The 21,852-nt window shown below is 69.7% G+C and carries 23 protein-coding genes; 11 read left to right on the top strand and 12 right to left on the bottom strand.

Features of this window, described 5'->3' with window-relative positions; translation table 11 throughout:
• Positions 1-84: 84 nt before the first annotated feature.
• From ACFC09_RS27805 to ACFC09_RS27795, 3 genes are all read right to left on the bottom strand, one after another.
• Positions 85-1,326 (bottom strand): tape-measure protein, encoded by a 1,242-nt coding sequence (locus ACFC09_RS27805; RefSeq protein WP_376533061.1) that lies wholly within the window; start codon positions 1,324-1,326, stop codon positions 85-87.
• Positions 1,327-1,388: 62 nt separating this feature from the next.
• Positions 1,389-2,585 carry a phage tail protein gene (locus ACFC09_RS27800; protein ID WP_376533060.1) on the bottom strand — a complete coding sequence of 399 codons (1,197 nt, stop codon included), beginning with the start codon at positions 2,583-2,585 and terminating at the stop codon, positions 1,389-1,391.
• Between the two features lie 51 nt (positions 2,586-2,636).
• Entirely contained in the window at positions 2,637-3,284 is a 648-nt protein-coding gene (locus tag ACFC09_RS27795; protein ID WP_376533059.1) for a hypothetical protein, read from the bottom strand.
• 59 nt (positions 3,285-3,343) lie between these two features.
• Here ACFC09_RS27795 and ACFC09_RS27790 point away from each other — a divergent pair, with 59 nt between their 5' ends.
• The gene (locus ACFC09_RS27790) at positions 3,344-3,736 is read left to right on the top strand and encodes a hypothetical protein (RefSeq protein ID WP_376533058.1); all 393 of its coding nucleotides are present in this window, start codon (positions 3,344-3,346) and stop codon (positions 3,734-3,736) included.
• 143 nt (positions 3,737-3,879) lie between these two features.
• Here the strand turns inward: ACFC09_RS27790 and ACFC09_RS27785 are convergent, their stop codons facing one another.
• On the bottom strand, positions 3,880-4,077 hold the full coding sequence (locus ACFC09_RS27785; protein ID WP_376533057.1) for a hypothetical protein: 198 nt from the start codon (positions 4,075-4,077) through the stop codon (positions 3,880-3,882).
• A gap of 307 nt (positions 4,078-4,384) precedes the next feature.
• Here ACFC09_RS27785 and ACFC09_RS27780 point away from each other — a divergent pair, with 307 nt between their 5' ends.
• The gene (locus ACFC09_RS27780; RefSeq protein ID WP_376533056.1) at positions 4,385-5,431 is read left to right on the top strand and encodes a hypothetical protein; all 1,047 of its coding nucleotides are present in this window, start codon (positions 4,385-4,387) and stop codon (positions 5,429-5,431) included.
• A gap of 69 nt (positions 5,432-5,500) precedes the next feature.
• On the opposite strand, the gene ACFC09_RS27775 is transcribed toward ACFC09_RS27780, so the two are convergent.
• The 5 genes from ACFC09_RS27775 to ACFC09_RS27755 all read right to left on the bottom strand — a co-directional run bounded on the left by ACFC09_RS27775 (position 5,501) and on the right by ACFC09_RS27755 (position 8,543).
• Entirely contained in the window at positions 5,501-5,902 is a 402-nt protein-coding gene (locus ACFC09_RS27775) for a hypothetical protein (RefSeq protein WP_376533055.1), read from the bottom strand.
• Positions 5,903-5,994: 92 nt separating this feature from the next.
• A complete protein-coding gene (locus ACFC09_RS27770) occupies positions 5,995-6,285 on the bottom strand; it encodes a hypothetical protein (RefSeq protein ID WP_376533054.1) in 291 nt (96 codons plus the stop codon).
• 126 nt (positions 6,286-6,411) lie between these two features.
• Positions 6,412-7,017, bottom strand: a complete 606-nt coding sequence (locus ACFC09_RS27765; RefSeq protein WP_376533053.1) for a phage tail protein — start codon at positions 7,015-7,017, stop codon at positions 6,412-6,414.
• Between the two features lie 251 nt (positions 7,018-7,268).
• On the bottom strand, positions 7,269-7,682 hold the full coding sequence (locus ACFC09_RS27760) for a hypothetical protein (protein WP_376533052.1): 414 nt from the start codon (positions 7,680-7,682) through the stop codon (positions 7,269-7,271).
• 369 nt (positions 7,683-8,051) lie between these two features.
• Positions 8,052-8,543 (bottom strand): helix-turn-helix domain-containing protein, encoded by a 492-nt coding sequence (locus ACFC09_RS27755; RefSeq protein ID WP_376533051.1) that lies wholly within the window; start codon positions 8,541-8,543, stop codon positions 8,052-8,054.
• Between the two features lie 264 nt (positions 8,544-8,807).
• Here ACFC09_RS27755 and ACFC09_RS27750 point away from each other — a divergent pair, with 264 nt between their 5' ends.
• The 6 genes from ACFC09_RS27750 (at position 8,808) to tuf (ending at position 14,884) form a co-directional block, all read left to right on the top strand.
• On the top strand, positions 8,808-9,683 hold the full coding sequence (locus ACFC09_RS27750) for a hypothetical protein (protein ID WP_376533050.1): 876 nt from the start codon (positions 8,808-8,810) through the stop codon (positions 9,681-9,683).
• Positions 9,680-9,874 carry a hypothetical protein gene (locus tag ACFC09_RS27745; protein WP_376533049.1) on the top strand — a complete coding sequence of 65 codons (195 nt, stop codon included), beginning with the start codon at positions 9,680-9,682 and terminating at the stop codon, positions 9,872-9,874. Before ACFC09_RS27750 ends, ACFC09_RS27745 begins: the two co-directional genes overlap by 4 nt.
• 649 nt (positions 9,875-10,523) lie before the next feature.
• Positions 10,524-10,895, top strand: a complete 372-nt coding sequence (gene rpsL, locus ACFC09_RS27740) for a 30S ribosomal protein S12 (RefSeq protein WP_003948652.1) — start codon at positions 10,524-10,526, stop codon at positions 10,893-10,895.
• Positions 10,896-10,897: 2 nt separating this feature from the next.
• The gene (gene rpsG / locus ACFC09_RS27735; protein WP_003992340.1) at positions 10,898-11,368 is read left to right on the top strand and encodes a 30S ribosomal protein S7; all 471 of its coding nucleotides are present in this window, start codon (positions 10,898-10,900) and stop codon (positions 11,366-11,368) included.
• Between the two features lie 39 nt (positions 11,369-11,407).
• A complete protein-coding gene (fusA, locus tag ACFC09_RS27730) occupies positions 11,408-13,534 on the top strand; it encodes an elongation factor G (RefSeq protein ID WP_376533048.1) in 2,127 nt (708 codons plus the stop codon).
• Positions 13,535-13,690: 156 nt separating this feature from the next.
• A complete protein-coding gene (gene tuf, locus ACFC09_RS27725) occupies positions 13,691-14,884 on the top strand; it encodes an elongation factor Tu (RefSeq protein WP_376533047.1) in 1,194 nt (397 codons plus the stop codon).
• Positions 14,885-15,051: 167 nt separating this feature from the next.
• Here the strand turns inward: tuf and ACFC09_RS27720 are convergent, their stop codons facing one another.
• The gene (locus ACFC09_RS27720; RefSeq protein WP_376533046.1) at positions 15,052-15,381 is read right to left on the bottom strand and encodes a hypothetical protein; all 330 of its coding nucleotides are present in this window, start codon (positions 15,379-15,381) and stop codon (positions 15,052-15,054) included.
• 103 nt (positions 15,382-15,484) lie between these two features.
• On the opposite strand from ACFC09_RS27720, the gene ACFC09_RS27715 reads away from it, so the two are divergent.
• Positions 15,485-16,132 carry a hypothetical protein gene (locus ACFC09_RS27715; RefSeq protein ID WP_376533114.1) on the top strand — a complete coding sequence of 216 codons (648 nt, stop codon included), beginning with the start codon at positions 15,485-15,487 and terminating at the stop codon, positions 16,130-16,132.
• Positions 16,133-16,321: 189 nt separating this feature from the next.
• Here the strand turns inward: ACFC09_RS27715 and ACFC09_RS27710 are convergent, their stop codons facing one another.
• Positions 16,322-17,704, bottom strand: a complete 1,383-nt coding sequence (locus ACFC09_RS27710; protein WP_376533045.1) for an alpha-lytic protease prodomain-containing protein — start codon at positions 17,702-17,704, stop codon at positions 16,322-16,324.
• A 279-nt stretch (positions 17,705-17,983) separates the two neighbouring features.
• Positions 17,984-18,940: a LysR substrate-binding domain-containing protein gene (locus ACFC09_RS27705; RefSeq protein WP_376533044.1), complete on the bottom strand. Its 957-nt coding sequence runs from the start codon at positions 18,938-18,940 to the stop codon at positions 17,984-17,986.
• Positions 18,941-19,224: 284 nt separating this feature from the next.
• Between ACFC09_RS27705 and ACFC09_RS27700 the strand changes: the two genes are divergently transcribed.
• Positions 19,225-20,487 (top strand): AraC family transcriptional regulator, encoded by a 1,263-nt coding sequence (locus ACFC09_RS27700; RefSeq protein ID WP_376533043.1) that lies wholly within the window; start codon positions 19,225-19,227, stop codon positions 20,485-20,487.
• Between the two features lie 38 nt (positions 20,488-20,525).
• On the top strand, positions 20,526-21,428 hold the full coding sequence (locus ACFC09_RS27695; RefSeq protein ID WP_376533042.1) for a carbohydrate-binding protein: 903 nt from the start codon (positions 20,526-20,528) through the stop codon (positions 21,426-21,428).
• Positions 21,429-21,852: the final 424 nt, after the last annotated feature.

The following is a 21,852-nucleotide window of genomic DNA, read 5'->3' as shown; positions in this document are numbered from 1 at the left end:
GGGTGCGCGGGTGGGTGTCGGTGGCTGGTGCCGGCGGCGGCGGCGGGCGGGTGCCGGGCGTGCGTCGGCGTCGCGGGCGGCCGGTCACGCGCCGGCGTGCGCGGCGGCCAGGAACAGCAGGTCCGTCGCGGTGGCGTGGGCGCCGGCGCCGTGGCTCTCGTGGAACTCCTTGACCTGGTAGCGGTGTGGGGAGGCACCGGCGTTGGCGCCGCGCTGCCTGCGGGCCGCTGCCCGTCGCCGCTCCAGGTCGTCGAGGGCGTCGAGGGACAGGACCTTCCCGGCCCTGGGGGCGGCGCCGGGAACGGCGATCCCGCCCTGCGCGAGCATCGGGATCTTGCTGAGGTGCACGCCGAACTTCTTGCCGAGGAAGCTGAAGCTGAGCTTGTTCAGCCCGTCGATCACCCAGTTCGCGAAGGCGACCAGCCCCTGGAACGGGCCCTTGATCACTCCGGCGACGGTCTGCGCGCCGGTGGTGACGAACTCTCCCATCGCGCGCAGGGTGCCGGAGGTCGCCTCCTTGATCCGGGTGAACCCGCGGGGGATGTCCTGGGTGATCCACTCCACCACCGGCCGTACGGCGTCCTTGAGCCCGTGCCAGACCGCCGACACCTTGCCGCTCAGGGCGCGGGTGTCACCGGTGGCGAGGGCCTTGACGACGGCGAAGGCGGTGCCGATGAGGGCGCCGATGGTGGTGAGGGCCGTGGTGATCAGGGTGAGGTAGCCGGTGACGTAGGTGTGCACCGCGCCCGCGATGGCCTGGAGGAGGGGTGTGAGGACGGCCAGGTAGCCCTGCACGTACTGGAGGATCAGCTTGGCGAGCTGGTCGATGATGCGCTGCCCGGTCTCCGAGTTCACCGCGAGATCGATCAGCCGGCCGGCCACCGGCAGGAGCAGCCCGGTGACGAAGCCGACGGGGCTGGCACGGGTCAGGGCGTTGATGACGAGCAGCACGCCGGAACCTATGGTCATGGCGGTGCCGAAGGTGCTGAGGAGGGTGCCGAAGACACCGGAGGCGCTGATGAGCGCGCCGACGATGGCGAAGACGCCGCCCAGGGCGGTGGTGAGTCTGCTGAGGGATTTTCCGGTGCTCGTCGCCCTGTTGCCGACGGACTTGATCCCGGAGGTTGCTGTTGCTGCCGTCTGTCCCGTCCTCGCGACCGAACGGGCGGCGGATTCCGCGGCCGACTTCGCCCTGCCGACCACGGTGGCCCCCTGAGAGGCGGCCGAACCGACGCGGTCGACACCCGTTGCAGCCTGTTTGATCCGACCGGTCAGGGAGCGCAGGTCGGTGCCGGCCTGCTGAATCCTGGACTGGAATGGGCGCATTACCGGCGCGACGCCCGCCAACGGATCCTGGGCCGGACCTCCCGCTGGGACCGATGCGCTGCTCATCCGCGGGCCTTCGCGAGGAACATCAGCGCGTCGGCGGTGCGCTGCGGGCTGCTGGTCTCGGCGGCGTAGTAGTTCTCGATGTGCAGTGCGCTGCCGTCGCCACCGGAGATCCCGGCGTACGCCCGGCCGCGCGCAGCCGCCGCCTTGAGCAGCCGGTCGAGCTTGCTGAGCGGCAGTACGGCCTCGGCCTCACCGGCCTCGGCGAGGATCGCCGGGACACCGCCGGAGCGGGGCATGATGACACCGCCGGTGGCCAGCGCGGGGATCCTCGGCAGGCTGACGCCGAAGGACTTGCCCCCGACCATCGGGACCCAGCCCGGTATGGAGACGTGGATCCGGTTGAGGGCGCTGATCGCGGAGTTGATGATGCCGATGACGCCGTTGATCGGGCTCCGGACGGCGTTCTTGATGCCGTTGAAGGCGTTGCTTGCGATGCCCTTGAGGCCGCCCCAGACGCTGGACAGCTTGTTCTTGACGGCCTGGAAGGCGTTCGGGATCGCGGACCTGACCCAGTTGACGACCGGCGAGATGACGGCCTTGATGCCGTTCCACACGCTGGAGACGACCGTCTTGATCGCGTTCAGCGCGGTGCTGATGACCTTCTTCCAGGTGTTGACGTAGGTCTTGATGACCGTGGCGACCGCCTTGACGACGTTGGAGATCGCCGACTTGATCCCGTTCCAGACCGACTTGATCAACTTGGCGGCGTTCTGCATGATCGGCCCGATGGCCTTCATGACGGTGCTGATCACGGTCTTGATGACGTCGAATGCCTGCTTCATGACCTTCTGCATGGTCTTCGACTGCGTCGCCATGTCGATGACCTTCTGGATGAGCGGCGCCAGGAGCTGCATGAGCATGCCGAAGAAGTTGCCCTTCATCGACTTGTTCATCTTGTCCTGGCCCTTGGCCGCCTTGCTCGCCCCGGACTCGTACTTGCCGAGGTTGGTTCCGGCACTGGAGCCGGTCTTCCCGGCCTTGGCCAACGACTTCTCGGCCTGGTCGGACGCGGTTTTGAGCTTCTTGAGCTCGCCACCGGAGTTTTGGGCGGACGACTTGAGGTTCTTGAGCCCGGAATCTGCGGAGCGGGCCCTGTCACCGATTCCCTTGGCGGCCGTGGCGGCGGCATTCGCTCTTTGGTTAAAGGCGGCCAGCGATGTGGAGGACCGGTTCAAGGACTGTACGAGGGACATGTGAGCCTCCAGAATTCATGAGGAGCCGCGCCGGGCGAAGCCGAAGCAGGCTCACCCGAGAGCTTCCGTGAGGAGACGTACTCGCGTCTCCAGTATGACGACGCGGTCGGTCGCGCCCGCCAGGGCCGGCGAAGACTCGGAGTGCCGGACCGCTTGCCTGGTCGTGTTCGACCTCCTTTTCAACTGGGCGACGGTTTTCTCTAGATAGTTGAGACGCTTCTGGGCGTTCTTGACCTTTGTGGGGAGGCCCTCCTTTATCAAGCGATCGATTCGCTGCTGTTCGGATTCCTTCCAGAGGAATCCGCTCGCGCGGCGCACGATGTGCCATCTCGCTTCGAGTTTCTTTTCGAAGGCTGCCTGCAGTGAATAGAAAGTTGGGAGTGCCACGGCGAGGAGGCTGCCGATGCCGATGGTGGCCACGGAACCGAGGGCGAGACTGGCTATGGAGCCAGTCGGCCAGGCGATTCCGGTGAAGCCCGGATCCGCTTCGGGTTTCCAGAGCTTTGACGCAGACCGCTCGGTGACCCATTTCTGCGTTGCCACCACTTCTTCGCCGGTGCTGGAAGCGAGTGCGGCGGGCCGGATCTGGCTGCTGAGGACATAATTGCTGAGGGTTGCGGTGTCCGTCTTCTTGACCATGTCCTGCTGGAGGATTTTGACCTTGTCTTCCAAGGCTGCGATCCTTGCTGCGTCACTCAAGAGACTTACCTCCTTCGCTTGCGTATGGCATGATATGAAAATCCGGACGGAGGGTGGGTATGTCGGGTTTCTATCTGTTGGGCTACTTGGTGCCCGTGGCGGTTTTCATCCTGGGTGCATCGGGATATTTCAGGCGGTTTATCCTAAAGCGGCGTGGGGTGTGCGTAACAGGTGCCCGCGCCGGTGAGAGTTGGAATGCCGGAATCTACTCCCTGATCGTTCACTACAAGGATCAGGACGGCGATAAGCATCGCCTATCCGTTTCACCCGAGAATGTGCCGAAAGGCAGCAGCAGTAAAATCTCCGTGGTATACGACCCGAAGAAGCCGGATTCCGCGCTGTCTGAGTTTGAGCTGCGGAAGTCCGCCTGGAAGACCACGGACATGTTGTTCTGCTGTCTTGGCTTCGGCATCGCCGTTGGTTATACCGTGGCGGTTCTGACCATGAGGTGACCGGTTACGAGTGCGATCCGGCTGTGTTGACTGCTTGAGCTGGCTTTCCCCGGACTTCGCCCGGAGGGCGGCCTCGTGAATGATGCCTCGATACGGAACCGGGGGCGACTTGGCGATCACCGGGTGGCGAGCCGGCGGTCGGGCTACGGCCGGCTCCGGCGGGCCTCCGTCAGCGCGTCCGTCCAGCCCGCCGCGTAGGCCCGTGACTCCCGAGTGAGCAGTTCCTCGTGCAGCCGGTCCAGCAGGGCCTCGCGGTCGGGGGTCGGGGTGGGGAGGAGGTGGGCGAGGCGGGTGTACGCGTCGATCGGCTGGTGCGGGGAATTGCTCGTGCCTGTCGCCATGTCGGCCTGCTTTCCGGTCTGTCCGCTGGGCTGGTGGTGCAGGCGGCGCTCCTGGAGCGTTCGAAGCGTCGGTTCGAACTAGTGTACGAGTAATCTTGTGGTGCCGGTCCGTGTTTGTCGAGCAAGCTCCTCGACCTCGCGTTCCCGACCTGCGGTGATGCGGGATCCAGTGAAGGTTGTGTCAGATCCGTGGAGTAAGATCCGGCCGTTCTGCCGTTGGTCAGTAGAAAGGTGAATGACACGGCCTGGTAGGGAGCCTGAGGGCCTGTCATACGACGGTGGGCGGCGGCAGGGCAGCCGTCCTCGCGTGGGGGCGCGACGGGGCAGGGACGAGAGCAAGGCCAATGGGGTGGACGGGGACGCGAGCAACGCGCGGCAACGGCATGTGATCGACTGGCTTGAACAAGCCCCCGACCTGCCGCATCTCATCGCTCGTGTCTCCGAGCTGGTGCTCCGTCTCGGTTACGAGCCCGACGATCTCGTCATCATGCCGCGCGGCGAACTCGACCGACGGGAGATGGCCGCCTACAGCGCGGGCTGGGCCGACGTGGTTGACGAGCAGCTTCCGGCCGTCCGGCGGGCGTACGAGCAGCGGATCACCGCCGCCTACGCCCAGGGGCAGGAGGACGGCCGTACCGGCCGCCGGCCGCGTGCGTCGAGCCGGTCCGAGGGGGAGCGGCGATCCGATGGCGGTGGCGAGGTCATTCCCCTGCACTTCGTCCAACTGCTGCGCCCTCCGTCCGAATTGACGCGGGTAGAACGGCGTGGGGAGCGGGAGCGGTCCGTGGCGGACGGGACACCCCTGCCGACGCCCGTTTTCGGCCAGGCGGACCGAGGAGGACCGCAAGGACAACAGCAGGGACAGCACAGACAGCAGGGACAGCAGGGACAGCAGGGGCGCCAGGGACACCGGGGACACGAAGGAGAAGGAAGCGGGCAGGGGGGTGCCGGTGCCGGCGTCGTCCACGCCGCGTCCGAAGAAGTCGAAGGTGACTGGCAGGGCCGTGCCGCGGACGAGGGACCGCACGACGCGGACGCCGGACCCGGGCCCGGGTCCGACACCCTGCTGTCCGCCCGCGAGGTACGGGAGAGGCGTGCCGTGCCCGGCGCCGAGCGGCGCTCGGTCGTACGGCGCAACGGGCGGCCCAGCGTGCCTCCGCTGACCCGGCCGCAGGAGGCGGGCGCCAACGGACGGGACAGGGGACGCAGGACGGAGCCGCCGGACCGGCCGCCGCAGGAGCAGACCGGTCCGGCCGGTCACCGCAACGAAGAGCGGACCCGGCTCTCGGACAAGGCCAGGGCCCTCGCGGACGAGTTGGAGGGCCGGGCTCCCGACCGGCACCGGGACGAGTAGCCCGGTACGGCGGGGCCGTACCGCCCCCGCCGTACCGCGTGCTCCGCGCACCCGGAGGTGTCAGCGCGCTCAGCTGAAGAACCGGGCCAGTTGCGCCGCGGATGGCGCAGACCCGGAGCCGGACCCGGACCCGGCCGTGTCCGGGCCGGGGTGCGGTTCGGCGATCGGGGACCGAGCCGCCCCGGCGGTGGCCGCTTCGACAGCCCCGTCGGCGTCGTCGGCCTCGTCAGTCCCGTCGGCCTCGTCGCCGTACGACGGACGCGGCACCGGCGCCGGTGGCTCCGGCTGGTCGCCCTCCTCCGAGTTGACGCACGCGAACATCCAGTTCGCCGCCGCCAGATGGTCCACGGCGGCGGCCAGCAGATGGTCGGAGACCGACCAGTCGGCGGCCTCGCCGTGCAGTTCCCGGTTCAGGGCGCTGTCCCGCGGCAGGTGCTTGACCAGTACCGCGAGCCGTCGTGCGGACAGCATCTCGCGGTGCCAGTCGAGCAGGTCGATGCCGTAGTAGCGGAGCAGGTCCGCTTCGAGGGCCTCGGCGTGTTCGTCGACGAACCCGACGAGGCTCAGCCTTCCCCCAGGCCGAGCCCGGTCTCCTTGCCGTAGGCCTCCAGGATGGCGGCGATGTCCTGCATGGTGATCTCGTGCTGTTCGAAGCGGGCGAACTGCTGCTCGCCCAGGAGCAGCGCGAGCAGCCCGTCCACGTCGTTGTCGTCGAGCTTGCGCAGCGCCTTCGCGGTGGCGCGGCTCAGCTCCGTGGGCAGGGTGAAGCTCTCGTCGTCCAGCTCGAACGACCAGGTGCGGCCGAGGGCTTCGAGGCGCTGGGCGCGGGCTGCGTTGACGTCGAAACGGGCCATGGTGATGCGTACTCCTCATGAAGAAGGCAGTGATGAAGAAGGCAGTGCGGAAGGGGAGGGGAAGGGAAGGGAGGATTGGGAGGAAGCGGGGTGGGACAGGCGGGGCGCCTGTCCCACCCCGGCGGGTCAGGACGCGGCGGAACCGGCGTACGCGGCGTCCTTCATCACGAAGCTGGCCAGCGCCGAGCCGTCGGGACTGGCCATCGCGGTGAAGGTGACGCCGAGCTGGGCCGCGGCCTTGCGGGCCAGCTTGATGTCGTCCGCCGCCGTGACCTGGCCGCGCTTGATGCCGAAGCGGTAGGTGACGTCGGCGCCGTCGGCCGTCCGGTCCGTGAACTCCAGGCCGAGGGCGCGCGCGTCGGCGTACGGCCGGTCGGCGACGTCGTACTTGTAGACACCCGTCGGAGTGGTCAGCGCCTCCGCCGAACCGCCGCCCATGAAGAACGGCAGCGTGTCCTTGTTGAACTGCATCAGCGAGAACTTCAGGGTCAGGTCGCGGTCCGAGTACACGAAGTGCACCGGGCTGACGGCCTGCCACACGTCGACCGGCTCCAGCTTGTCCTTCTTGCTGAAGGTGACGCCGTCGCCGGAGGTGAAGCCCAGGTCCGTCCACTGCGCCCAGTCGGTGGCGGTGTCGGGGCCGAAGGTCGTCGGGATGTCGGTGTCGGCCTTGGCCACGTAGAGGCGGCCTACGCCGGCGATCCGGATCTCGGACGAGTTGGTTCCTGCCATGGTGGTGGTTCTCCTTGTGGTCGTTCGTGGTGTGTGTGGTGCGTGCGTGGTGCGTGCGTGGTGCCTGTGTGTGGTGCCTGTGCGTGGTGCGGTGGTGCTGCCGTACGCGGTGGCCCGGGTACGGCGAAGGCCCCGCCGGGGTGGCGGGGCCTTCGGTCTGTGGGAGCGGAGCGTGCGGCGTGGGACCCGCCGCTCGGGTGGGGCGGGCGCGACGCTCCGTGCGGTCGGCGGGTACGACGTGCGTACGGCCGTCAGTAGACGTCCACGAACACCTTGATCACGGTGACGTAGCGGTTGGCCGCGGAGTAGAGGTAGTCGGGCAGCCAGCGCGGGCCGTCCTGTTCCTCGACCTCCGTGATGAGGTTCGTGCCGTACCGGTTGCCCGCCGCGGAGAGCAGGATCTGGCGGGCGTCGTTGGCCAGGACGTGTGCGGCGTGCTTGGTCGGGCCGTACACCTCCAGCTCGATCAGCGGTTGGTCGACGTGGCGTTCGCCGACCCAGGCGCCGCCGCGCCGGTTGACGAACACGGCGGGGGCCGTGCCGTCGAAGCCCGGCGGCGCCTGGACGGTGACGAGCGCGCCGGAAAGCCTCGGATCGTCGTCCAGGATGTCGACGACCATGGCCTCGACGTCCGGGAACGTGCTCGGTGGGGTGGGTGTGGTCATGCCGGTCACCTCGTGGCAGCTTCGGGAGGGCGTGCAGGACGCGACGAGCCAGTGTGCGGCCGGCCTGCGGGCACAGCTCCGCCGCTGCACCAACTGTGACAGAGGATCGTGCGCGCACGCAACTAAAATCGCGGAGGAGTTCTGCGGAGTTCCGCCGAGAGGCGCGTCAGGAGGCCCGAACGGGCGTAAGTGCGAGGTGGGAGCGGGGAGCGGGGAGAGGGGAGCGGGGAGAGGGGAGCGGGGAGAGGGGAGCGGGCAGGGGGAGCGGGAGAGGGGGAGGGGCGGGGGGCCGTTTCGGGGTTTCGGGGTTTCAGGGGGGTGCTGGCCCCAGGGGTGCGGGGGTGGAGCCGGGCGCAGGGCGGCCGGAGTTCAGTCGGCGGTGTGCGACGACCCGGTGACCGCTTCCTCCGGTACCCGGGCGTCCTCGGCGGCGTGGTCGCCGGCCGGTTCACCGTTCGGCAGGAACTGCTCGACCACGCGGACGAACATCTCCCGCCGGTCGTCCGGCACCCCCAGCAGGTCGGCGACCTCCTCCAGGGTCGGGCGGCGGCCCAGATCCGCGCCGGACGCGGGGGAGGTCAAGTAATCGTGCGGCTCGGCCAGTTCCTCGGCCGTGAGCCGGCCGGAGCGGATGAGCATCTCGCGGACCGGTACCCCGAGCACCCGGGCGAGCCGGCGCGTGGTTTCCAGGTCCGGCATGCTCTGCCGCTGGAGCAGGCGGGTGACGGCGGCGCGATGCACCCCCGCCTCGTCGGCGAGGCGCGACTTGCCACCGCCGCGCGGGCTGTCGATGTCGTACCCGCGGTCGCGCACCAGGTCCTCGACCCAAGCGGCGAACGCGTCCAGATCCCGGCTGGTCATCTGAGTGCTCGCTTCCTTTGGAGGAGGGCAGTTTAGCTTGCTTGCGCGCACGGAATTATGCATGTCTCGTGGTATCTGTGCAAAAAATCGTCGCATTGAAGGGTGATTTGGTGTAAGGGGGCGGCGGCTGGGGGGTGTTGAGGGCTTCTCGCGTGACGTTTTGTTGCGAGCGCGCGCGCAATCTGAAAAAGTGAGCACCTGCGTCACACCTGTCCCACCGTGCGCGCCGCACGTCTCACCCCACCCGACCGAGAGGGAGGTCCCGTGTCCGTCACCGGCCCGTGCCCACCACCCCATCCGAGAACGACGGTCCAGCCGGGCCAGGTCACCCGTCCCCGCAGTGAGCCGCAGGTCCGGCCGTGTCCGGACCCCCCGGCCCGCTCGCACTCGCTCAATTCCCTTGACTCGCCGGCACCCTCACGCCCGCTCAACTCCCCGGACTCCCCGGACTCCCCGGACTCCCCGAGCGTTTCGGAGTCCCCGGGCCTCCCGGACTCCCCGGACCCCACCGAGCGCGCCGCCCTCTGGATCGCCCTGCTCGTCCGGCAGTTCCCCGAGCTGTCCGCCGAACTCGCCCCGGGCCGCGCCACCCCGGCCCACCGCCCGGCCGCCCCGCCCCCGCCCGCCCCGGCCGACCGCCTCCGCGAGGAACGCGCGGAGGCGCTGCTCCTCCAGCAACGGCACGGACTCGTCGCCCCCGGCCACAGCGCCGCCCCGCTGCGCCTGCACATCTCCGACGCCATCCGGGACATCACCGACGGCGTGGTCGAACTGGAGGAGGCGGTACGGGACCGGCTCGGGCTGCCGCGTGCGCGCCGCGCGTCCGTGCCCGAACGGCTGCGCCGGATCGCGGCCCTGCTCGGCGACGTGGCCGCCGATGCCGTACTCGCCGCGCACGTACGGGACGAGACCCGCCGGATGGCCCGCCGGTGCGCCCGTGCGCTGGGTGACACCGAGACCGTCGTACGGGTCTTCGGCCGCTGCCCCTGGTGCGACTCCGTCTCGCTGCGGGCCTTCCCGGACCGCGCCGCCGTCCTCTGCGTCAACCCCGGCTGCCGCTGCCCGGAGCCCGACTGCGGCTGCCACGACGACCCGGCCTACCGGCACACCTGGAGCGAGGGGGAGTGGAGCCGCCGGTGAGGACCGAGCAGCCGACGCTGATCCCCGGAGCCCTCGCCGCCCGGGAGGCCGGTGTCGCACCGGCCACCATTCGCAAATGGGTCCAGTTGGGCCACCTCAAGGCCGCCGGCAAGGCGGGCCGTGCGGCACTGTTCCGTCTGGAGGACGTCTTCGCGGCGGAGCGCGCCGCGGCCCGCCGCGCCCCGCGGTGATCTTCGACGGGTCGCAGGGGCCGTAGGGGTCGCAGGGGCCGTAGGGGTCGCAGGGGTCGCAGGGGTCGTAGGGGGCCGGGGCCGCTCGCGCCCATCCCTACGGCCTCGTCGGCTCTCCTCCTCGCCGGCTCTCGTCCCCGCCGGCTCGACTCTCCCCTCGTCGGCTCTCCTCCTCGCCGGCTCTCGTCCCCGCCCCTATCTTCCGGATCCGGCCCTTTACCGCACGGCCGCCCTGCTGTATAGGGGTCGTCCTCGTATTCGGTGGCAGCCGGAGCATTCGACGATGGTCGTTCCCCGTCGTACGGTGAAACGCCGGGCGACGATTACGGAACGGTCTGCGACGTGCGCGGATCACCGATTCGTAGATCATCTACGGGGTGGAGGCTTGACACGCCCGGCGCCGCGGTACGCGTGACGCGTATTTGTTTTGACCGCAGCGAAAGCGCTGGGTACGCTCAGACCTTGTGCCTGGGGTGTGCCCTGGCTCTCCTGCGTGCCTACAACCGCGTGGCGAGCCGACACCGGCCACCGTAATCTGCGCCCTTTCCGTCTTGCGGCGGGAGTCTGCGGGATTCGACACACCCGACCGCGTGGGTCGGAGATGTTCCAGGTTAGTAGTACCTATCGGCACACAGAAACCGGAGAAGTAGTGCCCACGATCCAGCAGCTGGTCCGCAAGGGCCGGCAGGACAAGGTCGAGAAGAACAAGACGCCCGCACTTGAGGGTTCTCCTCAGCGCCGTGGCGTCTGCACGCGTGTGTTCACGACCACCCCGAAGAAGCCGAACTCGGCCCTGCGTAAGGTCGCACGTGTGCGCCTGACCAGCGGGATCGAGGTCACCGCTTACATTCCGGGTGAGGGACACAACCTGCAGGAGCACTCCATCGTGCTCGTGCGCGGCGGCCGTGTGAAGGACCTGCCGGGTGTTCGGTACAAGATCATCCGTGGCTCCCTCGACACCCAGGGTGTCAAGAACCGCAAGCAGGCCCGCAGCCGTTACGGCGCCAAGAAGGAGAAGTAAGAATGCCTCGTAAGGGCCCCGCCCCGAAGCGTCCGGTCATCATCGACCCGGTCTACGGCTCCCCTCTGGTGACCTCCCTGATCAACAAGGTGCTGCTGAACGGCAAGCGCTCCACCGCCGAGCGCATCGTCTACGGCGCCATGGAGGGCCTGCGTGAGAAGACGGGCAACGACCCGATCATCACGCTGAAGCGCGCTCTTGAGAACATCAAGCCGACCCTTGAGGTCAAGTCCCGCCGTGTCGGTGGCGCCACCTACCAGGTCCCGATCGAGGTCAAGCCCGGCCGTGCCAACACCCTGGCGCTGCGCTGGCTGGTCGGTTACTCCCGCGCCCGGCGCGAGAAGACCATGACCGAGCGTCTGCTGAACGAGCTCCTCGACGCCTCCAACGGCCTCGGTGCCGCGGTGAAGAAGCGCGAGGACACGCACAAGATGGCCGAGTCCAACAAGGCCTTCGCGCACTACCGCTGGTAGTCGCTACCCCATCGAGAACCGAGAGAAGACTGAAGCCTCATGGCTACCACTTCGCTTGACCTGGCCAGGGTGCGCAACATCGGCATCATGGCCCACATCGACGCGGGCAAGACGACGACCACCGAGCGGATCCTGTTCTACACCGGTGTCTCGTACAAGATCGGTGAGGTCCACGACGGTGCTGCCACCATGGACTGGATGGAGCAGGAGCAGGAGCGTGGCATCACGATCACTTCTGCTGCCACCACCTGTCACTGGCCGCTGGAAGACGTCGACCACACCATCAACATCATCGACACCCCGGGTCACGTCGACTTCACGGTCGAGGTGGAGCGCTCTCTGCGCGTGCTCGACGGTGCGGTGACGGTGTTCGACGGCGTCGCCGGTGTTGAGCCGCAGTCCGAGACCGTGTGGCGTCAGGCGGACCGCTACGGCGTTCCGCGTATCTGCTTCGTGAACAAGCTCGACCGCACCGGTGCCGAGTTCCACCGCTGCGTCGACATGATCTCCGACCGTCTGGGCGCGCAGCCGCTGGTCATGCAGCTGCCGATCGGTGCCGAGGCCGACTTCAAGGGCGTCGTCGACCTGGTCACGATGAAGGCCCTGGTGTGGTCCGCCGAGGCGACCAAGGGCGAGATGTACGACACTGTCGACATCCCGGCCACGCACACCGAGGCCGCCGAGGAGTGGCGCGGCAAGCTCATCGAGGCCGTCGCCGAGAACGACGAAGAGATCATGGAGCTGTACCTGGAGGGCGAGGAGCCCTCCGTGGAGCAGCTGTACGCCGCGGTCCGTCGTATCACCATCGCGTCCGGCAAGAGCGAGGACATCACCGTCACCCCGGTGTTCTGCGGTACCGCGTTCAAGAACAAGGGCGTCCAGCCCCTGCTCGACGCGGTCGTGCGCTACCTCCCCTCCCCGCTCGACGTCGAGGCCATCGAGGGCCACGACGTGAAGAACCCGGAGGAGGTCGTCCGGCGCAAGCCGTCCGACGAGGAGCCGCTGTCCGCGCTGGCGTTCAAGATCATGAGCGACCCGCACCTCGGCAAGCTCACCTTCGTCCGCGTGTACTCCGGCCGTCTGGAGTCCGGCACCGCCGTGCTGAACTCCGTCAAGGGCCGCAAGGAGCGCATCGGCAAGATCTACCGCATGCACGCCAACAAGCGTGAGGAGATCGAGTCGGTGGGCGCCGGCGACATCGTCGCCGTGATGGGCCTGAAGCAGACCACCACCGGTGAGACGCTGTGCGACGACAAGCAGCCGGTGATCCTGGAGTCCATGGACTTCCCGGCGCCGGTCATCGAGGTCGCGATCGAGCCCAAGTCCAAGGGCGACCAGGAGAAGCTGGGTGTCGCCATCCAGCGCCTGGCCGAGGAGGACCCGTCCTTCCAGGTCCACACCAACGAGGAGACCGGCCAGACCGTCATCGGCGGTATGGGCGAGCTTCACCTTGAGGTCCTGGTCGACCGCATGAAGCGTGAGTTCAAGGTCGAGGCCAACGTCGGCAAGCCGCAGGTCGCGTACCGCGAGACGATCCGCCGGGCGGTCGAGAAGGTCGAGTACACCCACAAGAAGCAGACGGGTGGTACCGGCCAGTTCGCCCGCGTCATCATCGCGATCGAGCCGATCGAGAGCGGCGACGCGTCGTACGAGTTCGTGAACAAGGTGACCGGTGGCCGCGTGCCGAAGGAGTACATCCCTTCGGTGGACGCCGGTGCGCAGGAGGCCATGCAGTTCGGCATCCTCGCCGGTTACGAGATGACCGGCGTGCGCGTCACCCTGCTCGACGGTGCCTACCACGAGGTCGACTCCTCCGAGCTGGCGTTCAAGATCGCCGGTTCGCAGGCGTTCAAGGAGGCCGCTCGCCAGGCCAAGCCCGTCCTGCTGGAGCCGATGATGGCCGTCGAGGTCACCACGCCCGAGGACTACATGGGTGACGTCATCGGCGACATCAACTCCCGCCGTGGCCAGATCCAGGCCATGGAGGAGCGGGCCGGTGCCCGCGTCGTGAAGGGCCTCGTGCCCCTGTCGGAGATGTTCGGCTACGTCGGCGACCTCCGCAGCAAGACATCGGGTCGCGCGAGCTACTCGATGCAGTTCGACTCCTACGCCGAGGTTCCGCGGAACGTCGCCGAGGAGATCATCGCGAAGGCCAAGGGCGAGTAACACACCCCGTTCACACGCCGTAGGCTTGACTCCGGAGCCTCCAGGGCATTCCTCCGCAAACGCGGACGGAATGCCCCGGGTTCCGGGCCTTTACAGCAAAGATCACCTGGCGCCGATGAAGTAAGGCGTACAGAACCACTCCACAGGAGGACCCCAGTGGCGAAGGCGAAGTTCGAGCGGACTAAGCCGCACGTCAACATCGGCACCATCGGTCACATCGACCACGGTAAGACGACCCTCACGGCCGCCATTACCAAGGTGCTGCACGACAAGTACCCGGACCTGAACGAGGCCTCGGCCTTTGACCAGATCGACAAGGCTCCTGAGGAGCGTCAGCGCGGTATCACCATCTCCATCGCGCACGTCGAGTACCAGACGGAGGCGCGTCACTACGCCCACGTCGACTGCCCGGGTCACGCGGACTACATCAAGAACATGATCACCGGTGCCGCGCAGATGGACGGCGCGATCCTGGTGGTCGCCGCCACCGACGGCCCGATGCCGCAGACCAAGGAGCACGTGCTCCTGGCCCGCCAGGTCGGCGTTCCGTACATCGTCGTCGCCCTGAACAAGGCCGACATGGTGGACGACGAGGAGATCCTGGAGCTCGTCGAGCTTGAGGTTCGCGAGCTGCTCTCCGAGTACGAGTTCCCGGGCGACGACGTTCCGGTCGTCAAGGTCTCGGCTCTGAAGGCCCTCGAAGGCGACAAGGAGTGGGGCCAGTCGGTCCTGGACCTGATGGACGCCGTCGACAGCGCGATCCCGGAGCCGGAGCGCGACGTCGACAAGCCGTTCCTCATGCCGATCGAGGACGTCTTCACCATCACGGGCCGCGGTACGGTCGTCACCGGCCGTATCGAGCGTGGCATCCTCAAGGTCAACGAGACCGTCGACATCATCGGCATCAAGACCGAGAAGACCACCACCACGGTCACCGGCATCGAGATGTTCCGCAAGCTGCTCGACGAGGGCCAGGCCGGTGAGAACGTCGGTCTGCTGCTCCGTGGTATCAAGCGCGAGGACGTCGAGCGCGGCCAGGTCATCATCAAGCCGGGCTCGGTCACCCCGCACACCGAGTTCGAGGCGCAGGCGTACATCCTGTCCAAGGACGAGGGTGGCCGTCACACGCCGTTCTTCAACAACTACCGTCCGCAGTTCTACTTCCGTACGACGGACGTGACCGGCGTCGTGACCCTCCCCGAGGGCACCGAGATGGTCATGCCGGGTGACAACACCGAGATGAAGGTGGAGCTCATCCAGCCCATCGCCATGGAAGAGGGCCTGAAGTTCGCCATCCGTGAGGGTGGTCGCACGGTGGGCGCCGGCCAGGTCACCAAGATCAACAAGTGATCTCGGACCGGTCCGGGTCCCCGACCCGGTAGGTCTTGGCACCGGTAGGTCTCTGAGAGGCCCGTACGACCTCGGTCGTACGGGCCTCTCGGCGTCCGCCGTCCCGTGCCGCGGTTCTGCCACCCGCCGGCGGGCGTCACCCGGGTGGTGCCGCCCGCCAGGCGGTGTCACGTGCGGGTGCCGCGGGTGTCCTCCGTCCTCACCGCGTCGTTGACCTTCTTCGCCAGGTCGTCGTCGAGCTTCGTGAACTCGCGCACCACCGCGTCCGACATGTCGGCGAGCGCGTCCAACTGCTGGGTGATGTCCTCGCGGCCGTCCTCCCAGTTCGACTCGAAGTCGTCGAGGGCGTCGTTGACCCTGCCGTCGCCGATGTCGTCCCGGTAGGACTCGAAAAGCTTCTTGGTGTGGTCGAGACGGGTCTTGATCGAGCGCAGCCGCCGACCGTAGTCCTCCAGCTCGGTCAGCGGGAGCGAGAGGTCGCTCTTGCCGTCGCCCATGGGTCCCTCCCCCGCTCTCATGGCCTGGCCCGTAGTCTGAGCCGCACCGTACAACAGCATGCTGCCTGGACAAGTGACCGACGAAACGGGGGATACGACAGCCGTGGCCCGCTACATGGAGGCGCTCACCGTCGAGCGCGGCGGCTTCCGCATCAAGGTGCCGGAGTCGTGGTGGGAGTTCGACGTACGCCCGGAGTCCCGTGACGACTCGATCCGGCGCATGGTGAACGAGCGGGTGGCGCTCCACCCGGAACTGGCCCCGTACCGCGACACGTACACCGGCTTCCTGCGAAAGGCCGCGGCCGACGCCTGGAAGTCCGGTGCGCTGTACTGCGGTTGCATGGCCGAGAGCTTCGGCGGCGACACCCCCGTCACCGGCTCGGTCACCGTCTCCCTCGTCGGCGGACGCACGAGCGAGGGCGAGCCGCTGCCCACCGACCCCGCGGCCATCGCCTCCCAGCTCGCCGTCAAGGAGGCCAGGAAGCCGGGGGACTCCTGGCGGAAGGTGACGACCGTCGAGATACCCGGGGTCGGTCCGGCCGCCCGTACCCATGGCGTCGAGGACATCCCGGTCCCGGACGACAGTCTGGGCCGCACCGTCCGGGCCGTGCTGATGCAGACGTACATTCCGGTCCCGGGACAGGAGGGCAAGGTCGCCCTGGTCGCCGGCAGCAGCCAGGTCCTCGACCTGGCCGACTCCTTCTTCGACATCTTCGACGCGATCACGTCGACGTTCCGCTTCACGGACTGACGGGGGCCTTCCCGACGGAACCGGACTCCGCCGTCGGGACGGGACTCTGGACGAGATGCGGATCGGGACGCGGGATCGGGACGCGGGATCGGGACGCGGATCGGGACGCGGAACGGGCCCGGACGCATCGGAGAGTGCGTCCGGGCCCTTCCCCCTGGGAGGCGATGGCTCAGCGGGTCGGCGTCCTGTTCAGACCTGCTCCCACAGCGCCGGTACGTTCGGGGGCTCCCAGCCCGGCTGGGCCTGGTGGCCCTGGAGGCAGCGGTAGGTGGCACTGCCGTACGTCACCGTGTCACCCGGCTGGTAGACGGTGCCCACCGCCCAGGTGCCGCCCGGGTCTCCGGGGTCGCCCGGGTCGCCCGGATCCCCGGGGCCGCTCGTGGTCGTCCTCAGGGTGAGGCCGTACGACTGGAGGATCGGGTTGATCGGCTGGAAGAACGTCGTCCCGCCGCTGGTGCAGTCGCCCGAGCCGCCGGAGGTGACGCCCTGCGCCTGGCTGCCGGAGATGAAGGAGCCGCCCGAGTCGCCCGGCTCGGCGCACACCGAGGTGCGGGTGACCCCGGAGACGGTGCCCTCCTGGTAGGTCACGCTGGTGTTCAACTGCTGGACCGTGCCGCAGTGCCAGCCCGTCGTGGAGCCGGAGCGGCACACGGACGCGCCGACCGTCGCCACGGTGGACCCGGCGACCTGGGCGCTGGAGCCGTTGACGTTCGGGGTCGCCGTCCAGTTGGAGTTCGTGGCCACCCACGACATGTCGTTGCCGGGGAAGACCGACGCCTGGAAGGTGCCCTGCGCCACCTGGTTGGCACCGGTGGTGCTGCTGCCCGCCCGGCCGCAGTGGCCCGCGGAGGCGAAGCCCTGCTGGGTGCCGCGGGTGACCGGGAAGCCGATGGAACAGCGGGTGCTGCCGTTGATGTAGTACGCGTCGCCGCCCCGCAGGTCGTACAGCGGACGGGGTCGCTCGGCCGACTTCACGACCCGGGCCAGGGACCCGTCCACTCCGGCGGCCGTCAGCAGCGCCCGTCCGGCCTCAGGGCGTACGGCCTGCACCACGAGGGAGTTGGTGCGGACGTCGACGTACCAGACCGGGGTGTCGGTGGTGGCGCGGTGGGCCGCCGCGCGGTCGAGCCGCGCCTTCGCGGCGTCCAGCGCGGTGAGGGAGTGGCCCACGACGACCGCGTCGGCGCCCCGCGCCTCGATCGCCGGTACGTCCGCGGCGTCCGTCGTCGCCACGGTCAGCGCGGCCGACTCCGGGCCGCGCACCCAGGCGCCCGCGAAGCCCGCGCCCAGCGCGGCCCGCAGTCGTCCAGCGGTGGCGCCCGCCTCCGCCTCGTTGACCAGGCGGCGCTCGGCCTGGTCGTGGTCGAGGCCGAGGTCCCGCTGCATGGCGTGGATGAGTGCGGGCGGGGCCTCGGCGGTTCGGAGGGCCGCGGCGGCGGTGGTCGCGGCGGCGTCGGAACGGGCGCCCGCCTGGCCCGGGTGCGCGCTCGCGGAGCCGCTGAGCCCGGCCACGAGCAGGGCACCCGTGGCCACGGCGGCGGCGCACGCGGCTCTGGCATGTCGTTGGAGCATGGGGAGGTCTCCTCGGATTCGGTGGGGGGAGCTGCCGAAACCGTAGGAGCGTCAACTGGTCTTCATAAGACATCAGTTGACCCCCTGCCCGGGTGTTATGGAACGCAGTGGGTCTGTCGGGGGAACGGGTTGGGGCTGGGGCTGGGTGCCTGGGCCGAGGGCTCGCTTGCCGTACGGACGGTGGGGGGTGGAGGCGCCGCGGGTCGCGGTCGCGGTCGCGGTCGCGGTCGCGGCCGGGGACCGGAGACGCGGGATCGGGCGAACGGCGGCGGGCCTCGGTCAGTCGGCGGGCGCCGCCCCGTGCGCCGCCAGCCAGTGGGCGTAACTGTCGCTGCGCGCGGCCGTGCCCGCGTGGGCGCTGCGGGCCTGCGCCAGGACGGTGGCGGCCGTGTCCGGCTGCTGGGCCGTCGGATGCCAGCCCAGCAGGTGCCGCCAGACGAGGGGTGTGCCGGTGAGCGGCCGGGTGGTGAGGCCGGGCGTGGACGGGAACGTGGCCCGGCACAGCCCGACCGCCCGCCCCACCTGCACCAGATGGACGCAGGACGCGGTGTCCGTCTCGTACATGCGGCGCGGGCTGAACCCGGCCCGCGCGCAGGCCGCGGTGAAGCAGTCGGCGAAGCAGCCGTCACCGGGTACGCAGGCCCACTCCTCGCCCGCCAGCGCGGCCAGGTCGATCTCCGGGCCGCGGGCCAGCGGATGGCCGTCGGCGAGCATGACGAACACCGGGTCGACGGCGATCTCCCGCCACACCAGGTGGGCGGCGCCGGGCGGCGCGGCCGAGCCGCAGGTGCCGGCGAGGGCGAAGTCCAGTCGGCCCTCCGCCAGTTGTTCGGCCAGCTCCCGCTCGGACCAGGAGGCGCAGGTGGTCACCGCCGCGTCGGGTGCCGCGTCCGCCAGCCGGTCCACCAGCGCGCCCAGCAGGGGGCCGTGGGTGCCCCCGAGCCGTAACCGCTGCGAGGTGCGCCGGGTACGGGCGAACCGGGCCGCCTCCCGCTGGAGTTCGCTCACCGCGGGCAGCACGACCCGGGTGCGTTCCAGTACCAGTTCGCCCAGCGCGGTCGCCCGCACGCCGTGCTGGCCGCGTTCGAACAGGGCGCCGCCCAGGGCCCGTTCGATCCGTCTGAGCTGGGCGCTCAGCGCCGGTTGCGCGAGCCCGAGCAGCGTCGCCGCCCGGGTGAGGCTGCCCGCGTCGGCGATCGTCCGAATGGTCCGCAGATGCCGCAACTCCAGGTCCATGAAGGGAGCTTGCGGCGCGGGCAGGACGGGGGCAAGGGGTTGGTGGGGACCAATGGCGCGGTGACGCGGGCGAACGGCGCGGGACCGAGGGGCCAGTACGGGCCAGTACGGGCCAGTACGGGCCAGGGGCGGTGAGGTGCCGTTCCCGCGGGCGTACGGACATGGCATGGTGGCCCCTCGCCCAATTGGTCTGCACCTGTGCCCGGCTCCTGCACATGACCTCCAGTGGTCCGCACCTGTGCAATGACCTCCTGTGGTCCGTACCTCTCGCGAAGGGTGAGCCGATGCGCAGCACCACCGTCTTACCGGGTACGCCCTGTCTCCCGCCCGCCGCCGGGGACGTGCCCCTGCACCGGCTGGAGGTCTCCGGGCCGGGGGCCGTGCCGTTCGCCGTCGGCACCTTCGAGGCGGTGGGGCCGCTGGCGCGGGCGAGCCGGCCGCACCGGCACACCTTCTACGAGATCGTCCACGTGACCGCGGGCACGGGCGCCCATGTCGTCGACCTCGCCCGCTGGCCGTTGCGACCGCCGCACCTCGCCGTGATCCGGCCGGGCCAGGTGCACCACTGGGAGCCGGGCGGCCAGGGCCCCGACGGCACGCTCGCCCTGTTCACCGAGGACTTCCTGCTGGACCATCCCGGCGACCGCGAGACGTTGCGGCGGCTGGGGGAGCGGTGCTGGTTCGCGCTGGACGCCGAGGCCGACGCGTGGACCGGACGGCTGATGGCCGAACTGGTCGCCGAGTACCGGCAGCGGGCCCCTGGGCACGAGAGCGTCCTGCGCTCCCTGCTGCACGTCCTGGTCGTCCGGGCGGCCCGGCTGCCGGGGCCCGGACGGCCCGGCGCGGCGACGGAGTTCTGCGACGCGGCGCCCGCGGGGGCTGCGGGGGCTGCGGGGAACGGCTGCCGGCCGCCGGGCGACCGGCGCGGCGGCGGGTGGCCGTCCGCCGGCGGGCGGGTGCCTGCCGGGGATCGGGCATCCGTCGGGGAACGTACGACTGCGGGGGCGCGGCCGTCCGGCGGGCGGGTGCCTGCTGCGGATCGGGCACTCGTCGGCGACCGAACGACTGCCGGGAACCGGGCACAGGCCAGCGATCGGGCAACCGTCGAGGGCCGCGCGCCCGTCGCGGAGCGCGCGCCCGTCGCGGAGCGCGCGCCCGTCGCCGAGCGGGCGCCCGTCGGGGACCGGGTGGTGGCGGTGGCCGAGGCGTTCGCGTCGCTCGTCGCGGGGCGGGAGGCGGTCGGCCGGACGGTGGGGGAGTGCGCCGCCCGGCTCGGTGTCACGCCCGGCTACCTCACCCAGGCGGTACGTGCCGCCACCGGCCGCAGCCCCGGCCGGCTGCTGATCGAGGCACGCGCCTACCAGGCCCAACAACTGCTGGCCCACACACAGTTGTCCGTACGGCAGATCGCCGCGCGCACCGGATTCGCCGACCCCGCCTACTTCTGCCGCTTCTTCCGGCGGGAGACCGGCATCAGCCCCGGCACCTTCCGAAAACACCACAGCCGCCATCACCAGTCCATCGAAGCCCCGGGGAGCCACGCCTAGGTTCTTTTCCGATCCGACGCCCCCCACAAGGAGCAGGCATGGACAGCGAGAAGAACTCCCCGAACCATCCGGACTCCCTGAACCTCCCGGACTCCGCGAACCTCCCGGACTCCGCGCGGTCTCCGCAGCCCGCGGAGCCCGGAACCCCTCGCCTCATCCGCCGCAAGACGGTCCTGCGTGCGGCGCTCGCGGCCACCGCCGCCGTCCCCTTGGTCCTGGCCGGTGCCCCGGCGCTCGCCCGCACCCTCGCCGCCTCCGGCAAGGCGCCCGAACTCACCCCGTCGTGCGACGACGGCGACGACCCCACGCCGGAGCAGATCGAGGGCCCGTACTTCAAGCCCAATTCGCCGCAGCGCAGCAGCCTCCTGGAACCGGGCATGCCCGGCACCCCGCTGACCGTCACGGGTTATGTCTTCGGCCGCGCGTGCCTCCCGATCAGCGGCGTCCTGCTGGACTTCTGGCAGGCCGACACCAACGGCGCCTACGACAACACCGGGTTCCGCCTGCGCGGCCACCAGTTCACGAACGCCCAGGGCGCCTTCACCCTGACCACGATCGTCCCCGGCCTCTACCCCGGCCGCACCCGGCATCTCCACGTCAAGCTACAGGCACCCGGCCGCCCGATCCTCACGACCCAGCTGTACTTCCCGAACGAGCCGCGCAACGCCACCGACACGATCTTCGACCCGCGCCTGCTGATGACGGTGCGGGACGCGGGCGGCGGCCGGGAGGCGTCGTTCGACTTCGTCCTGGACGTACCCCAGGACCCGGGGCAGCCGCCGACCACCCCGCCCCCGTCCGGCACCTGGGCGGTGGGCACCGCGTACCGGGCCGGCGACCAGGTCACGTACGCGGGCCGCGCCTACATATGCCAACAGCCGCACACGGCCCAGCCCGGCTGGGAGCCCCCGAACGTGCCCGCCCTCTGGCTGCCGGCCTGAGGCACCGCAGTACAGCGGCGGCGCCGCGGAACGCCCGTCGGACGTCCGCGGCGCCGCGCCTTCGTCTCGGATTTCCTCGGAGATGTACGACTTGTAGAAGGAGAGGTCCACGGCCACCAGCTGCCTCCAGAGTTCCGCGGCCGGGTGCTTGCCCATGCCTTGTGCGATGAGTTCGATGGTCGGGCTCCGTCAGCCTGTTGATGCCGGAGGACCCCGCGAGCGATCCCTTCTCCGCAGAGGTGCTGAAGGACTTCGCCGAGTCGTTCGACGGTGTTGCATAAAGGTATTACAGAGGCCGGCAACCGGGCGTCCGAGCGACGGCGCGCGGACGCCGCTGCCGCGCCGAGGTCCGCCGCCGTAGCCGGGCTTCCTGTCGTACGCCTGTTCCTTGTAGGTTCGCGCGTGCACGGGCTGTTGAGGATGC

Source organism: Streptomyces sp. NPDC056161 (assembly GCF_042268025.1).
Lineage (GTDB): Bacteria > Actinomycetota > Actinomycetes > Streptomycetales > Streptomycetaceae > Streptomyces.
Note: the sequence above shows the minus strand (reverse complement) of the source record. Positions and strands in the feature narration are given on the sequence as shown.

What these genes read in the sequence shown, in the direction of transcription:
- ACFC09_RS27805 (WP_376533061.1), bottom strand. Translation starts at nt 1,326, where the DNA reads ATGCGCCCATTCCAGTCCAGGATTCAGCAGGCCGGCACCGACCTGCGC.
- ACFC09_RS27800 (WP_376533060.1), bottom strand. Translation starts at nt 2,585, where the DNA reads ATGTCCCTCGTACAGTCCTTGAACCGGTCCTCCACATCGCTGGCCGCC.
- ACFC09_RS27790 (WP_376533058.1), top strand. Translation starts at nt 3,344, where the DNA reads ATGTCGGGTTTCTATCTGTTGGGCTACTTGGTGCCCGTGGCGGTTTTC.
- ACFC09_RS27785 (WP_376533057.1), bottom strand. Translation starts at nt 4,077, where the DNA reads ATGGCGACAGGCACGAGCAATTCCCCGCACCAGCCGATCGACGCGTAC.
- ACFC09_RS27775 (WP_376533055.1), bottom strand. Translation starts at nt 5,902, where the DNA reads ATGCTGTCCGCACGACGGCTCGCGGTACTGGTCAAGCACCTGCCGCGG.
- ACFC09_RS27770 (WP_376533054.1), bottom strand. Translation starts at nt 6,285, where the DNA reads ATGGCCCGTTTCGACGTCAACGCAGCCCGCGCCCAGCGCCTCGAAGCC.
- ACFC09_RS27765 (WP_376533053.1), bottom strand. Translation starts at nt 7,017, where the DNA reads ATGGCAGGAACCAACTCGTCCGAGATCCGGATCGCCGGCGTAGGCCGC.
- ACFC09_RS27760 (WP_376533052.1), bottom strand. Translation starts at nt 7,682, where the DNA reads ATGACCACACCCACCCCACCGAGCACGTTCCCGGACGTCGAGGCCATG.
- ACFC09_RS27755 (WP_376533051.1), bottom strand. Translation starts at nt 8,543, where the DNA reads ATGACCAGCCGGGATCTGGACGCGTTCGCCGCTTGGGTCGAGGACCTG.
- rpsG (WP_003992340.1), top strand. Translation starts at nt 10,898, where the DNA reads ATGCCTCGTAAGGGCCCCGCCCCGAAGCGTCCGGTCATCATCGACCCG.
- fusA (WP_376533048.1), top strand. Translation starts at nt 11,408, where the DNA reads ATGGCTACCACTTCGCTTGACCTGGCCAGGGTGCGCAACATCGGCATC.
- ACFC09_RS27720 (WP_376533046.1), bottom strand. Translation starts at nt 15,381, where the DNA reads ATGGGCGACGGCAAGAGCGACCTCTCGCTCCCGCTGACCGAGCTGGAG.
- ACFC09_RS27710 (WP_376533045.1), bottom strand. Translation starts at nt 17,704, where the DNA reads ATGCTCCAACGACATGCCAGAGCCGCGTGCGCCGCCGCCGTGGCCACG.
- ACFC09_RS27705 (WP_376533044.1), bottom strand. Translation starts at nt 18,940, where the DNA reads ATGGACCTGGAGTTGCGGCATCTGCGGACCATTCGGACGATCGCCGAC.
- ACFC09_RS27700 (WP_376533043.1), top strand. Translation starts at nt 19,225, where the DNA reads ATGCGCAGCACCACCGTCTTACCGGGTACGCCCTGTCTCCCGCCCGCC.
- ACFC09_RS27695 (WP_376533042.1), top strand. Translation starts at nt 20,526, where the DNA reads ATGGACAGCGAGAAGAACTCCCCGAACCATCCGGACTCCCTGAACCTC.